The sequence below is a fragment of the Mucilaginibacter sp. P4_E8 genome, from assembly GCF_056401495.1.
On record NZ_JBFUJG010000010.1, the window covers coordinates 109,868 to 124,146 of the forward strand.

The 14,279-nt window shown below is 43.3% G+C and carries 12 protein-coding genes; 6 read left to right on the plus strand and 6 right to left on the minus strand.

Annotation, left to right across the window (positions count from 1 at the left end):
- The first annotated feature begins 198 nt into the window (after positions 1-198).
- The 4 genes from AC1DRQ_RS06730 (at position 199) to AC1DRQ_RS06745 (ending at position 3,992) form a co-directional block, all read left to right on the plus strand.
- Entirely contained in the window at positions 199-1,755 is a 1,557-nt protein-coding gene (locus AC1DRQ_RS06730) for an amino acid permease (protein WP_429398533.1), read from the plus strand.
- A 94-nt stretch (positions 1,756-1,849) separates the two neighbouring features.
- Entirely contained in the window at positions 1,850-3,013 is a 1,164-nt protein-coding gene (locus AC1DRQ_RS06735; RefSeq protein ID WP_477423092.1) for an MFS transporter, read from the plus strand.
- A gap of 13 nt (positions 3,014-3,026) precedes the next feature.
- Positions 3,027-3,596, plus strand: a complete 570-nt coding sequence (locus tag AC1DRQ_RS06740; protein WP_477423094.1) for a MarC family protein — start codon at positions 3,027-3,029, stop codon at positions 3,594-3,596.
- 60 nt (positions 3,597-3,656) lie between these two features.
- Positions 3,657-3,992, plus strand: a complete 336-nt coding sequence (locus AC1DRQ_RS06745; protein ID WP_477423096.1) for a hypothetical protein — start codon at positions 3,657-3,659, stop codon at positions 3,990-3,992.
- Positions 3,993-4,035: 43 nt separating this feature from the next.
- Here the strand turns inward: AC1DRQ_RS06745 and AC1DRQ_RS06750 are convergent, their stop codons facing one another.
- From AC1DRQ_RS06750 to AC1DRQ_RS06775, 6 genes are all read right to left on the minus strand, one after another.
- Positions 4,036-5,205, minus strand: coding sequence for an RsmB/NOP family class I SAM-dependent RNA methyltransferase (locus AC1DRQ_RS06750; RefSeq protein ID WP_477423098.1), 1,170 nt, complete (start codon positions 5,203-5,205; stop codon positions 4,036-4,038).
- Positions 5,202-6,446 carry an ABC transporter substrate-binding protein gene (locus AC1DRQ_RS06755; RefSeq protein WP_477423099.1) on the minus strand — a complete coding sequence of 415 codons (1,245 nt, stop codon included), beginning with the start codon at positions 6,444-6,446 and terminating at the stop codon, positions 5,202-5,204. Before AC1DRQ_RS06755 ends, AC1DRQ_RS06750 begins: the two co-directional genes overlap by 4 nt.
- Positions 6,403-7,932 carry a glutamine-hydrolyzing GMP synthase gene (gene guaA / locus AC1DRQ_RS06760; protein WP_429398544.1) on the minus strand — a complete coding sequence of 510 codons (1,530 nt, stop codon included), beginning with the start codon at positions 7,930-7,932 and terminating at the stop codon, positions 6,403-6,405. Before guaA ends, AC1DRQ_RS06755 begins: the two co-directional genes overlap by 44 nt.
- Positions 7,933-8,368: 436 nt before the next feature.
- Positions 8,369-9,073 carry an SDR family NAD(P)-dependent oxidoreductase gene (locus AC1DRQ_RS06765; protein WP_477423101.1) on the minus strand — a complete coding sequence of 235 codons (705 nt, stop codon included), beginning with the start codon at positions 9,071-9,073 and terminating at the stop codon, positions 8,369-8,371.
- Between the two features lie 98 nt (positions 9,074-9,171).
- Complete coding sequence (locus tag AC1DRQ_RS06770) at positions 9,172-10,950, minus strand: aromatic amino acid hydroxylase (RefSeq protein ID WP_477423103.1); 1,779 nt, start codon at positions 10,948-10,950, stop codon at positions 9,172-9,174.
- 60 nt (positions 10,951-11,010) lie between these two features.
- Positions 11,011-11,967 carry a lysylphosphatidylglycerol synthase transmembrane domain-containing protein gene (locus tag AC1DRQ_RS06775; RefSeq protein ID WP_477423104.1) on the minus strand — a complete coding sequence of 319 codons (957 nt, stop codon included), beginning with the start codon at positions 11,965-11,967 and terminating at the stop codon, positions 11,011-11,013.
- A 196-nt stretch (positions 11,968-12,163) separates the two neighbouring features.
- Here AC1DRQ_RS06775 and AC1DRQ_RS06780 point away from each other — a divergent pair, with 196 nt between their 5' ends.
- Both AC1DRQ_RS06780 and AC1DRQ_RS06785 read left to right on the plus strand, forming a co-directional pair.
- Complete coding sequence (locus AC1DRQ_RS06780; RefSeq protein ID WP_429398552.1) at positions 12,164-13,033, plus strand: carbon-nitrogen hydrolase; 870 nt, start codon at positions 12,164-12,166, stop codon at positions 13,031-13,033.
- A 149-nt stretch (positions 13,034-13,182) separates the two neighbouring features.
- Positions 13,183-14,241, plus strand: coding sequence for an agmatine deiminase family protein (locus AC1DRQ_RS06785; RefSeq protein ID WP_477423106.1), 1,059 nt, complete (start codon positions 13,183-13,185; stop codon positions 14,239-14,241).
- Positions 14,242-14,279 lie beyond the last annotated feature (38 nt).

Below are 14,279 nucleotides of genomic sequence, written 5' to 3' on the forward strand. Positions count from 1 at the left end.
TATACTACAAATGAGACACTTACGTGGTTAAACATCAAAATCCAATTATCTATAGATTTACTCGATTTTTCGAACTATTATTTGGATTTTCCTTACTCTTCCTTAGTTACATTCGGCTCTTTATCTTTTCAATAAATTTAAGTACGTTTGGGGGAATGTGAATTTTTAAATTTTTACAACTGATCTTACTATTTTAAAATGAAGTTATTTATTAAGAAACCTATTCAGCAATTAATGGCTGCCTCGGTAGAGACAGAGAAATCGCTGAAAAGAACTTTAGGCGTTGGATCGCTTATAGCACTTGGCATCGGTGCTATTATCGGGGCTGGTATTTTTGTTCGTACAGCAGCTGCTGCCGGCGAACATGCAGGTCCGGCTGTTACTATTTCATTCCTTATAGCGGCTTCCGGCTGCGCCCTGGCCGGTTTGTGCTATGCAGAATTTGCCAGTATGATACCTATTGCCGGGTCGGCTTACACCTACTCTTATGCTACCATGGGCGAGTTCATAGCCTGGATCATAGGATGGGACTTAGTATTGGAATATGCACTGGGTGCAGCTACTGTATCCATAGGCTGGTCGCAATACTTTAACGAGTTTTTACACACCTTTTTTGACTATCATATACCCTATCAATGGACACACTCGTTTTTCGAGACATCTAACACCACTGCCGGTATGTATGCGGCAGAGCTGGGTACAAGAGGTGTCGTTAACTTACCAGCTATACTGATCCTGTTCCTGCTTACTCTGTTACTTATCCGCGGTACGGCCGAATCAGCTGTTGTAAATAATGTCATTGTAATTGTTAAAGTGGCCATTGTATTAATGATCATTGGTTTAGGCTGGCACTTTATTAATCCCGCATTCCATACGCCTTATATGATCCCTGCTGATGCCGGTACCGTTAAGGTTAGTACAGGTGTTGTTGATTATGCGGATACCTTTAATCACGGCTGGCTGGGTGTGTTACGTGGCGCCAGTGTGGTGTTCTTTGCTTTTATTGGATTTGATGCTGTATCAACCGCTGCACAGGAAGCTAAAAACCCACAACGCGATATGCCAAAAGGTATCCTGATATCATTGGTTATCTGTACTGCACTTTACATCTTATTTTCACACGTGTTAACAGGTTTGGTATCCTACAAAGATTTCCTTATCCAGGGAAAAGAAGCTTCTGTAAGCTATGCCATTAAAACCGCGATGCCGGGTTACGGATGGTTAGCATCATTTGTTACGGTATCTATCCTGGCTGGTTTCTCTTCGGTTATCCTGGTGATGCTGATGGGACAAACCCGCGTGTTTTATACCATGAGCACTGATGGTTTGATACCTAAAGTATTTTCAAAATTACACCCTAAATATCGTACACCGTATAAGTCACAATGGTTATTCTTTGTTTTTGTGTCCTTATTTGCTGGTTTTATTCCTGATAAATATGTAGGTGATATGGTGAGTATCGGTACATTGTTCGCATTCGTGCTGGTTTGTATAGGTATATTTATCCTCCGCAGAACTGACCCAACCATTAAACGTCCGTTCCAGACACCACTTTATATGATCGTATGTCCGTTAGGTGCAGCGATATGCTTATGTATGATAGCCAGTGAAGGCTGGGAAAACTGGGCCAGGCTAATCGTTTGGTTATTGATCGGTTTTATAATTTACTTTAGCTACAGCATAAAACGCTCACATGTGCGTAAGGGTGTTGTTGAGCCGGCTGTTGACCCTATCAATCCAAAATTTATAGAATAACAGTATAAAATTGCTATTTCAATTAAAAAGGTTCTGAAAATTCAGAACCTTTTTTGTTACCTTCTCTTTTATTACCTACAGATAAAACCAATTCATGCAGGCCGATAAAAAYCTTTGGGTATTAGTATTTGTTTGTATCATCAACTCGCTGGGCTTCGGCATTATTGTTCCGGTACTATACAGCTATGGTAAAACTTTTGGCATAACCGGCGAAACACTTGGTATACTTACCGCCTCATTTTCAGTCGCCCAGTTTTTTGCAACACCGGTTTTAGGCTCCCTGTCTGATAAATTTGGCCGTAAACCATTACTTATCATAAGCATTGCCGGTACCTGCCTCTCCTTCCTGCTGTTTGCCTGGGCAAACAGTATTTTCATGCTGTTTTCTGCCCGCATTTTAGACGGCTTAACAGGCGGTAATGTATCCGTAGCACAAGCCATGGTATCTGATACGGCAACGCCTCAAAACAGGGCGAAAAAATTTGGCATACTGGGGTCGGCATTTGGTTTTGGCTTTGTAATTGGCCCGGCTATAGGCGGTTTGCTCAACAGGTTTGGGCCGCAGGTACCGTTCTTTTTCGCAGCGGGCATTTCATTCATCGGTACGCTGTGCACTATCTTTTTTCTTCGTGAAACCAACCTGCCAGATCCCAGGAAAAAGAATGACAGCAAAACTAATTTCAGACTCTCGGCATTGATCACCACCTTAAAACGCCCAGTCATTGGCACTGCGGTATTTACCGGATTTCTGCTTACTATGGCGCAGTTCACCATGCTTATCGGCTTTCAAACCTTTAGTGTTGATGTATTAAAGATAAGCCCAACCCAAATAGGTATTTTGTATGCAGGTTTTGGTGTAAGCGGCATTATTATGCAGTTGAGCGTACCGCTGTTAACGCAATGGTGCTCATCAAAATCCATGATCCTGCTCCTGTCAACCATATTATGTATGACAGCTATGTTCATTACGGGGCTCACCAACGCCTTCATTACCTTTACAGTGGGTATTTGTGTTTATGGATTATTTAATGGCCTGCGCAACCCCATGATCAACGCCATCATTGCTGATCGTATTGATCACAAAGAACAGGGTAAAATATTAGGCATCAACCAATCCTATGCTTCTATAGGGCAAACCCTGGGCCCTTTAACCGCTGGGTTCGCAGCTTTGATTTCCGTACATGGTGTTTTTTTCCTATCTTCCTTCTATATTTTAATTGCACTTTTGCTGAGTTTCCGGTTAAAATCACGCGAATAAAAATCCTACAACCATGCATCCACTAATTTTCAGAGAGGTACTATCCGTTACTATGATCCTTTTCGCCATTATTGATATTTTGGGGGCAATACCCGTAATTATCCAGGTAAGGCAGCGCGTAGGGCATATCGAATCTGAAAAGGCCAGCATTGCGGTTCTGGCACTCATGATCGTGTTTTTATTCGTGGGCGATCAGCTGCTTGACATCATCGGCCTGGATATAGCCTCCTTTGCCATAGCCGGTTCGCTGGTTATTTTTATCATAGCTATGGAAATGATATTGGGTGTAGATTTTTTTAAGGAAGAGATCCCACAATCGGCCTCTATTGTCCCCATCGCTTTCCCGCTGATTGCAGGCGCCGGAACCATGACCACCCTGCTCTCTTTAAAATCACAATACCAAACCCAAAACATACTGGTTGGCATAGTGCTCAACACCATTGTAGTTTACCTCGTACTCAAAAATGTAAAGTGGCTCGAAAAGTTATTGGGCCCGGTAGGCCTTAGTATATTGCGCAAAGCCTTTGGGATTATTTTGCTGGCCATCGCGATTAAATTATTCAGGAGTAATACGCATTTATAAGCCCCCCAGCCCCCTGAAGGGGGAGTTTTTGATTAGCATGAAAAATATAATTACTAAATAATGGATGAGGGACTAAAAAACAAGGTCTATTTGGAGGGTACAAAACTTAAAAAAGCTGGTTACGATAACGAAGTTATTTTTGCGCGGCTTGAAAAACAAGGCATTCCTGAAGAATTAATTGGACAGGTATTAAAGAATTTAGATATCCAGGGAAAAGCTGATGCGATCAAAGAACAAAAGCCTTTTTATAATATAGCTATTCTGCGAATTGGAATAGGTGTATTTTTGGCGATCATATCGGCTATATTAATTCCGGGGCAAATTTATCTCCCAATTGGTTTGATTGGTGGAGGCATAGTTTATGCGGTTATCGCAAAGTCAAAAATGCAGGAATAAGTCGATGATGTATGCTAAGCAGCTACCACAAACTACTCCCCCTTTAGGGGGCCGGGGGGCTCAATCTCGCTACAAACATGGTATCTGCTTTGTGCTCGTAGCCTTTCAGCACTTTGCTTTCTTCCAGCTTTAGGCCAACTTCTTTTATTAAAAAATCAACTACGTCCTCGTTCTCGGCTTTGAAGGCCGAGCAGGTGATGTAGATGAGCGGTTTACCGGATTTAAGATATTTTACAACGTTTTGAGCGATGCTTTTCTGTAGCTTCTGGAAAAATTCTATTTTCTGCGGATTAAATTGGGCTATCATTTCAGGCGTTCGGCCCCAGGTACCCGAGCCGCTACATGGAGCATCAAGAATAATACCGTCGAAAGCATAATCATGCAGCGTTTGATCAACGTTGGTAGTTAGATCGAGCGCTTTTTTCTGATATTTGGTGAGACCGGCCAGGTGAAAACGTTCATCCAGATTAGCCAGTACCGACTCGCGGATATCTGATACCACGAGTTTTATGTTAGGCTCGTCTTCATGCAGCAGCAGCGACTTACCGCCCGATGCCGCGCAGGCATCCCACCAGCTATCCCAACGCTGTGGTTTAAAGAAATCGCCGGTTTGCTGCGATGACAAGTCCTGTACCTCAAACCAATGCTGCACAGGGAATATGGTTTCGAGCCGGGTACCATTAGGCAATGACAGGCATCCGTTACCTTCATCTTTAAATGCTACCTGGGCCTTGCCTAATTCGGCTTTAACCAAATGATCATAACCATTGCGCACCCTGATAAAAAGGTCGGGCTGAAAAAAGAATGATTTTAAAAAGGCATCCTGATCAATCTCCGCCGATAGCTGCGCTCCCCAGGGGAATATATCAGTTAAATTAAAGGCTGGGTAAGCTGTTTTTACAAGGGCGAGCTTATCTTCTATACTAAAGCCTACACATACAGCCCATTCGGGCTTAAAATGCTGTAAAAAGGAGTTGGTTTGTGTATTGCATAAAAATTCGGCTACAAACAAACGCTCGTCTGCCGGCAAATCAGGCAGAGCCCTGCCTATCCTAAAATAGTTGTACACCAACCTGTTAGCTATGCGCCTGTCGGTTGAGCCCATTTGTTTGTTTTGCCTGTAAAAACCGGGTAAAAACTTACTTAGAGGCGTATCGGCCGGGTATTCACCCAATATTCGCTGAAACGTTTTAAGCTGGTTTATAGCCTTCATTCTACCTGTTTTAACTCAAAATTAGTGTACATTAATATATTTACATGAGCGTTAACCCATCCCAGTCCCGGCTTTTTTACAAAGTGAAAACTGTTATGTATGCCTGTAAAATCTGTTTTATCAAGCTCCGCCATACCGGCATCACCCTCAAAAAGCTGCCTGCCAAAGTATAAACCTTCGTCAAAGCCCTTTATGGCAAAATCGGTAGGTTCAACGTGATATGCTTTACGATAGTTACGCAAAAAAGCAATTGTAGCCCCGTGTTTGTAATTTATTTTATCGGTCGAGGTAATATGCGTGTTCAATCGCTGCAATATATCTGTCTTTAAAAAATTAAACTTCTCCCAGCTTGGATGACCAAACAATACTACCGGATAGTTTTTACTTAAAGTATCCAAAGACCGTAAGGTTACTCCTAAAAATGCCTGGTCAGTAGCCGGCATTACAAACACATTACGTTCGTTTTTTGACAATTGCGGAATAAGGCCACCTAATTGCCCACGCGATATGGTTAAGGTTACAACCTTTATCTTTTTTTTACCTAAACTATCAATAGCTTTTTTAAAGTTAACTATATAATCGTTTTCCTGGCTAAAGCCCGAACGAAGAATAAATATTTTTTTGGGTTTTATTTTTTCATTGATGTATTGTGCCGCACCCCAGGCATGATACTCCAGCGGGGGAATAACTGTAATTAAATTAGGGTTGTTAATAGTACCCGGTGATGCAGGCGACAGTGGCGATAAAATTGGCACACGCGTACCCATTGTAGCGGTAAATACTTTCATACCATCAGGAAAAACCGGACCAACCACAAGATCGCTTGTTCTGATCTGCGGGTTGTAGGCCAGGCTGTGCGCTGCCGAAGCATCATCCTTGGAGTCGTAAAGCTGTAATTTAAAATTAGCTCCTTCGGCGGTCAATGAATCTAAAGCCAGCTTAAAACCCTGGTAATATTCCACGCTCATGTTGGCCTGGGTTAAGCCTGCACTGCTGTATGTACGCGGCCTTACATGATCAAGCCCCATAGGCAATATCATGGATATTACCGCTGCTCTTGTTTCGGGCTTAACGGGTGACTTTTCGGCAGCTTTATTTTCAGGCTTTTCAGTTTGTTTTTTTACGGGCGTTGATACAGGCCGCACTTTTGGCGAACATGCACCCAGTATCAGCGCCGTTATAAAAAACAATAACCATTTATTCCCACTCAATGGTAGCAGGTGGTTTTGAACTGATATCATATACTACCCGGTTAATTCCTTTTACGTTATTAATGATCTCGTTCGAGATCTTAGCCAGCAGGTCATAAGGTAAATGGCACCAGTCTGCTGTCATTCCATCCAATGATTCCACAGCACGCAGGCAAATTACGTTCTCATATGTACGTTCATCGCCCATTACCCCTACTGATTGTACCGGCAAAAATATAGCACCGGCCTGCCAAACTTTATCGTAAACACCGTACGACCGCAAATTGTTGATATAAATCGCATCGGCTTCCTGCAATATAGCTACTTTTTCTGGTGTAATATCACCTAAAATCCTGATAGCCAATCCCGGTCCAGGAAAAGGGTGCCTGCCTAAAATATTCGGATCAATGCCCAAAGCCTTGCCCACACGCCTTACCTCATCTTTAAATAAAGTGTTTAGTGGTTCAACTACTTTGAGTTTCATAAAATCAGGTAATCCGCCAACGTTATGGTGCGATTTGATGGTAGCCGATGGCCCCTTAACTGAAACCGACTCAATAACATCTGGGTAAATAGTACCCTGGCCAAGCCATTTTACATCCTGAACCTCGTGCGCGGCATCATCAAAAACCTCAATGAACACGCGGCCAATAGCTTTCCGTTTCTTTTCAGGATCAGTTAAACCAGCCAGCGCATCGTAAAAACGTTGTTTGGCGTCTATACCTTTTATATTTAAGCCCATGTGTTTGTAGGAATCGAGTACCTGTTCGTACTCGTCCTTACGCAAAAGGCCGTTATCAACAAATATACAATGAAGGTTTTTACCAATAGCCTGGTGCAGTAACACTGCAGCTACCGATGAATCAACACCACCCGATAAACCAAGCACTACTTTATCATCGCCCAGTTTTTGCTGCAGGGCGGCTATAGTAGTTTCGATAAAGGAATCGGGTGTCCAGTCCTGGTGACAACCGCAAATGTCAACCAAAAAGTTCTCCAGCAATTGCTTGCCGTCAATACTATGGGTTACCTCGGGGTGAAACTGGATACCGTAGGTTTGGGTACCGGTTACCTGGTAGGCCGCAACCTTTACAGTATCGGTACTGGCAATTACCTCAAAGTTTTCGCCAATGCTTGATATGGTATCGCCATGCGACATCCAAACCTGCGAGCTTTCAGGAATATTTTTAAATAAAGGGTTTTCTTTGTTGATGTATTCCAGGTTGGCACGACCGTATTCGCGGGTGCTTGATGGCAATACCTCGCCACCATGAAAATGTGCTACGTACTGCGCCCCATAACAAACCCCCAGAATAGGCCGGGTAGTATGAAACTGTTCGAAATCAAAATGAGGTGCATCGTCCTGCCTTACAGAATAAGGGCTGCCGGAAAGGATAATTCCTTTTACAGTGCTGTCAATTTCGGGATAATGATTAAAAGGGTGGATCTCACAGTAAATATTGAGCTCCCTGACACGGCGCGCTATAAGTTGGGTGAATTGCGAGCCAAAGTCAAGAATGAGGATTTTTTCTTGCATGGGCAAAGATAGGATTTTGACCGTTGATTTTGAGGGATTTTTTTGATTTCGTTGATTTTTGTCTGAACCGGGATTTTTGGGATTAAAGGATTACCATGATTTCTTTATTGTTTCCCGTCAGCAGATAAGCTTCGGGTGAAAGCAGGCAGAACATGGCGGCCTCGTGCGGCTGAAAGGGCATTAGCAATTTTTACTGAAGCAGGGATAACGGGAACGAAGTGGTGTAAAAATTTAGCAGCCCGTGGTTCTGTCTGATTTGCAGGGCTAAGGCCATGAGCGCAAAGAAGCATTTCTGCTGAAAGCCTTTTTGGTTACTTTTGTGGCGACAAAAGTAACTGGCCCTCCCGCGGCCAAGAGCGGGTATGCGATAGGCTTATTCGTTCTGTATCGCATAGAGTTTCGCTCCTCGCAATGCCGCGTTTTTATAATTGATTCCTTACGGCGTACTCACTGCAACCGGCAACACCTTACCATTAAAGAATTTATGCCCGGTAAGTGCGAAATCGGCCACATATTTACCCATTTCAAATGCCAGTACCGGCGATTGATAGCCGGGGAAAGCTTGCTCCAGCATCTCAGTTTGGGCTGAGCCTAAAGCCAGGCAGTTTACCTTAATATCCTGCTCAATTAATTCCTGGGCCAGGCACTCAGTTAGGGTATGCAGTGCCGCCTTACTTGCCGAATAAGCTGATAGTCCGGGGAATTTGACGCTGCCCTGGAAACCTCCCATACTGCCTATATTTAAAATATGCGAGCCGGCGGGCATCAACGGTAAAAGCGCTTGTATAATACGTACATGACCTATGAAATTGCTTTGCAGCATCTCCACAAAATCGGTTTCCAGTAATTGGGTAAATGACTTGTTGATGAGTACACCGGCATTGTTTATTAAAACATCAATGCGGTTATCAAAATTTGTGGCAATAAATTGCTGCAAACCTTCATAGTCATCATGAACAATATCAAAACTCAACGCATATAGCTGACAATCCGGGTTCAGGCCATGGGCAATTTCCAGCAGGCGCTCCAGCTTATCCTGCGAGCGTGCAAGTGCAATTACCTTGTGGTTACCCGAAAGTATCAGTTCAATTACTGCTTCAAATCCTACGCCGCTACTGGCGCCTGTTATAATGATGTTCATGTGCATAGCCCCCTCTAAATCTCCCCCGAAAGGGGAGACTTTGTTTTTTAAAGCCCTCCCTCCCGGGGAGGGTTGGGTGGGGCTTATTTATTCCGCGTCTAAAATACCAATTTTTGCTCAACAGGATGCTCGATCAGATAAAAACCATCACTGATGAGTTTTTTTAGTTCGGGCTGATCTGTTGTTTTTTGTTGCAGAAATTGCCTGATATCAGCTGCCAGCACAGGTTCAATACCTTCATGTTCAAGCAATTCCAATATCTCCAACGCGCAAAGCCAATCTTCATGATGGTCTTTTTGCAACTTGAGCCATACATTGCCCAAAAAACCGTAATTACCCTGCTTCAATCTGCAATTGCGCACTTGCTGATAAAGTTTGTGGAGTTCCTTGTTTTTAAAACTATACGTTACATGATGAGTTGCTGTTTTTGATTTATAAACAATCTCCTCAAAAGCCTCTTTATCGGCTGCGCCACAAAAAACTGATATGATCTTTTCGCCTACGGCCATATCATATACACCCCATGAAGGGTCAAACAATATATGGCCTTTTTTATCGGTAACCGTGCAATCTGTAAATGTAATGAGCTGTGTTTTGCCCTGAAATGCCAAAATACCTTTTACCGTTCCTTTGACCAGGATTCCACTCTCAAAATCGAGCTCAGTGGTTTTGCCTTTGGCAATGTTGATGTTGTCCAGCTCTTCGTCTGATAAGTCCTCCAAAGGCGTATGAATATTTTTTAGTTTCCCAACCGGCGAACTAAATCCGTCCCGATGGTAGTTTTTGCCATGACCTGGTAATTGTTGGTTATTTAAGGACAACGCCGTTTGGCCTGTGGTTTTAATAAAATAGGGTTGATCATGCTCATCCACCTTAAATTCAGTAATGGTACCGGATACCTGTAAGCCCGAACTGTAAACCACCGTACAGGTATTTTTACTTTCAAGAGCTTTACCCAGGCCATAAGCACCGCCGCGCCTGAACGACATGGTGTTAGCAAATTCTTCGAGCACATCTATCAGGTTTTGAAAAGTTGGCGTTACAAAAAGCTGCGGCTGGGGCTTGGTAATATCATAGCTATAATTAACCGCATCAATGGTGTACCATAGTTTTTCGACCTCTGGATTCATGCAACTTGAGCTCTCGCCTATTGACGATAACAGGCCCGCGCCATAAATTTTAGGCTGCTCCAGTGTACCGATCAGTCCGTACTCCACCGTCCACCAGTGCAGGCGGCTCAGTAAGGCCATTTCAGATGGTTCGCCTATGTTTTCCTGGCAATAAGCTACCCGTTCGTCGGCTTTTCTGATCTCTTCTTCATCAGCATCAGGCATTTCCTTTAATATAGATAGCGCCCTGATGGCTTCGTACAATTCAAAATCCTGGGCCGAAAACATGGCCTTTGCCCCTATCGAACCAAAATAACTCAGGTATTCGTGATAATCCTTATCAGCAATAATAGGCGCATGCCCTGCCGACTCATGTATAATATCCGGAGCCGGGGTATATTCAATATGACGCGACTGGCGGATGTCTGCAGCTATAACCAGCACCCTATAAGCCTGGTACTCCATAAAGGCAGCGGGTGGTATAAAGCCATCAACGGTAACAGCGCCCCAGCCAATTTTGACCAATGCATCATTCATTTCCTGCAAATCGGGGATCCGTTCAATGGTTAAGCCTGCCTTTGTTAGGCCGGGTATATACGGATAGTAGGCCACATCCTTCAGATAGCTGTAATTTTGCCTCATCACATAGCGCCAAACCGCATGGTCAATAGGTGTGTAATGCTCGTAATGCTGGTCGACTATAAATTGTTTTAAATGACCGGGCAACGCAGCAACCTGCGGATTGTTAAAATCATTAAAATGGCTCATTTACGTTTGTTAGTTTATAACAGGAACGCAAATTTAAAAAATTAGGTGTACGAATAAACTTTAATTTTCTTCAACAGCAGGGAGGCTTTCTTCAACCGGAGGAAGGCCCCGCTGCAACCTGTCGGTGCGGAACACGTAATAAACGCCAAGTAATGCCACGGCTATGGAGATCAGGTAAAAAGTAAAACTCAGGTATACGGCCATGTCTTCGGTTAAGTGAAATGGCTTTGCCAGGTTTACAAAAATGGCATCCCTTACCCCACCACCGCCTAAGCTAAAAGGAATAACGGCCGCTAATGCCGAAATCAGGAACGAGAGTAAATAGGGGGCGAACTTACCGGTAAAATCCTGGGCCAAAAGTAAACACACAATAGCCAGCAGCTGTGTTGACTGTACCCCGATAGCTTTTAAATGAGCCGCGAAAAATTTGTGGGTGTACTCTCTGAAAAATTTACGGGCCACTATGTAATAGGTAATTGAACCTACTACCAGTAATCCCATGGGGATACCTAAACCAATCAGTTCGGTAATATGTGGTATAAGGACGATCAATGCTACGGTTATGAGGCCAATTGCCCAAAAACCACTCAAGCGGTCAAATAAAATAGCCAGGAATACTTTTTTGGTAGGTAACTTAAAGCGCTTATGCAACAGGTATATTTTATATCCATCGCCACCGATACCACCCGGCAGCAATACATTATAACACAGACCTAAAAAATACAATCTTAAGTTAAACCGGTAATCAAGTCTTAAATTTATTGATTTGAAAAAACTTAATAAACGCCAGGCAGAAAACAACATCGAAGTAAAATAACAGAGAATAGCGGCGGCTATCCAAGCTTTATCGGCATGTACAAGTCTGTATCTAATTTTAGAGAATGGCACTTTGCTGAAAACCCAGTATAAAAGGCCACCGGTAACAACAATTATCAATATAACTTTTATAACGCCCCAAAGCTTACCTTTCCAGGTTTTATGCTCGGCGCCTTCGTCAATTATTTCTTCTTCTGTCATTGGCTGCAAAGCTAATTATTTGATTTAACACATGAATTTTTTTTTGAAGTGTAACAACTTTGGTTCAACAACGCTGTTTATATAACTAAAGTTTGCAAAGAGCGATAAAAAACCTGACCATCAGCAGCGTGTAATCATTAATTAATTGCGCAAAAATCATCATATCAATTGTTATTTTTGCGGAAATTTTAGTAGTATGAGTAAAGTAAAAGTTGGCCTGGTACAAATGAGCTGCACTGCTGATAAGCAGCAGAACTTGCAAAAGGCTATTGTTAAAGTAAGGGAAGCAGCCGCAAAAGGCGCGCAAATAGTTTGTTTACAGGAACTCTTTACCTCCCTTTATTTTTGTGATGTTGAGGATTACGACAACTTTAAACTGGCCGAAGCCATACCCGGTCCATCAACCGATGAACTGTCGAAAGTAGCCGCCGAACTTAACGTAGTGATCATAGCCTCGCTGTTTGAAAAACGTGCGCAGGGCCTTTATCATAATACAACCGCGGTTTTAGATGCCGATGGAAGCTATTTAGGCAAATACCGCAAAATGCATATTCCCGACGATCCGGGTTTTTATGAAAAATTTTACTTTACCCCCGGCGACCTGGGCTATAAGGTGTTCAAAACCAAATATGGCAAATTAGGCGTACTGATATGCTGGGACCAATGGTACCCCGAAGCTGCCCGTATTACCGCTTTAATGGGTGCCGATATATTATTTTATCCAACAGCCATAGGCTGGGCTACTACGCAGGATGAGGCTACCAACACAGAGCAATATAATGCCTGGCAAACCATACAACGCTCGCACGCCGTGGCCAATGGCATACACGTGGTAAGTGTAAACCGTGTTGGTGAAGAAGCTGGCGTAAAATTCTGGGGCGGATCATTTTTTGCCAATCCATTCGGCACCATTATTCACCAAACCTCCCATGATGATGAAGAGGTAGTAGTGCAGGAACTTGACTTAGATAAATCTGATTATTACCGGAGCCACTGGCCTTTTTTAAGGGACAGGAGGATTGATTCGTATCAGCCAATAACCAAGCGTTTATTGGACGAGGATTAAATTCTTCACGCGTCATTGCGAGGTACGAAGCAATCTCTACGAAGGCAAGTCAAATATGAATATTCCGTTCCATTGGCTCTGCATAGCTTAGAGATTGCTTCGTTCCTCGCAATGACGATGTGGATATACTAACTTACTTTTTACCAATTATGAGCCAAAATACATCCATTATACAAACCCCTGCTTCACAAGGCTTTTACTTCCCTGCCGAGTGGGCTAAGCATACTGCTACATGGCTAAGCTGGCCGCATAAAGAGGCATCATGGCCAGGAAAGATCGATACCATATATCCCTCATATATCGAGTTTATTAAGATTTTAACCCGCAACGAACTGGTACGCATCAACGTATTGGACGAGAGCATGAAGGCTTCGGTAACTTTCCAGCTGCAAACCGCGGGGGTTGATATGAGCCGGGTGGAATTGTTTGAGTTTGGCACGAATGATGCCTGGTGCCGCGACCACGGACCAGCGTTTTTGATCAATCCTGTAACCAGGCAAAAAGCCATCATAGACTGGGGGTACAATGCCTGGGGCGGTAAATACCCTCCCTTTGATCTGGACGATGTGATCCCTACTAAAATTGGCGAGCACTTTAATCTGCCTGTATTTAATCCGGGTATTGTGATGGAAGGCGGATCGGTTGATTTTAACGGTAAAGGCACTATTTTAACCACTACTGCCTGTCTGCTTAATAAAAACCGTAACCCGCATTTAAACCAGGAGCAGATTGAGACTTACCTGCGTAATTACTATGGTGCAGAGCAAATTTTATGGCTGGGCGATGGCATTGTAGGCGACGATACCGATGGGCATATTGATGATATTACCCGGTTTGTGAACGAGGATACCGTGGTTACCGTAATTGAAGAAGATAAAAACGACGAAAATTACCACATACTGCAGGAAAACCTGGAAACCTTAAAAACCATGCGCCTGCTAAACGGCAAACAGCTTAACATTGTGGAGCTGCCGATGCCCGAAGCCGTGATATATGAAGATACCCGTTTACCTGCATCATACGCCAATTTTTATATTGCCAACTCATCGGTTATTGTACCTACTTATCGCTCGGTAAATGATGATAAAGCTTGTGAAATAATACAGCAATGCTTCCCCGATCATGAAGTTATAGGTATTGATTCTACCGATATTATATGGGGTTTAGGCAGTTTCCATTGCCTGAGCCAGCAGGAACCGGAGGTATAAGATACGCGATTATAAAAAATCATGTCATTGCGAGGAGG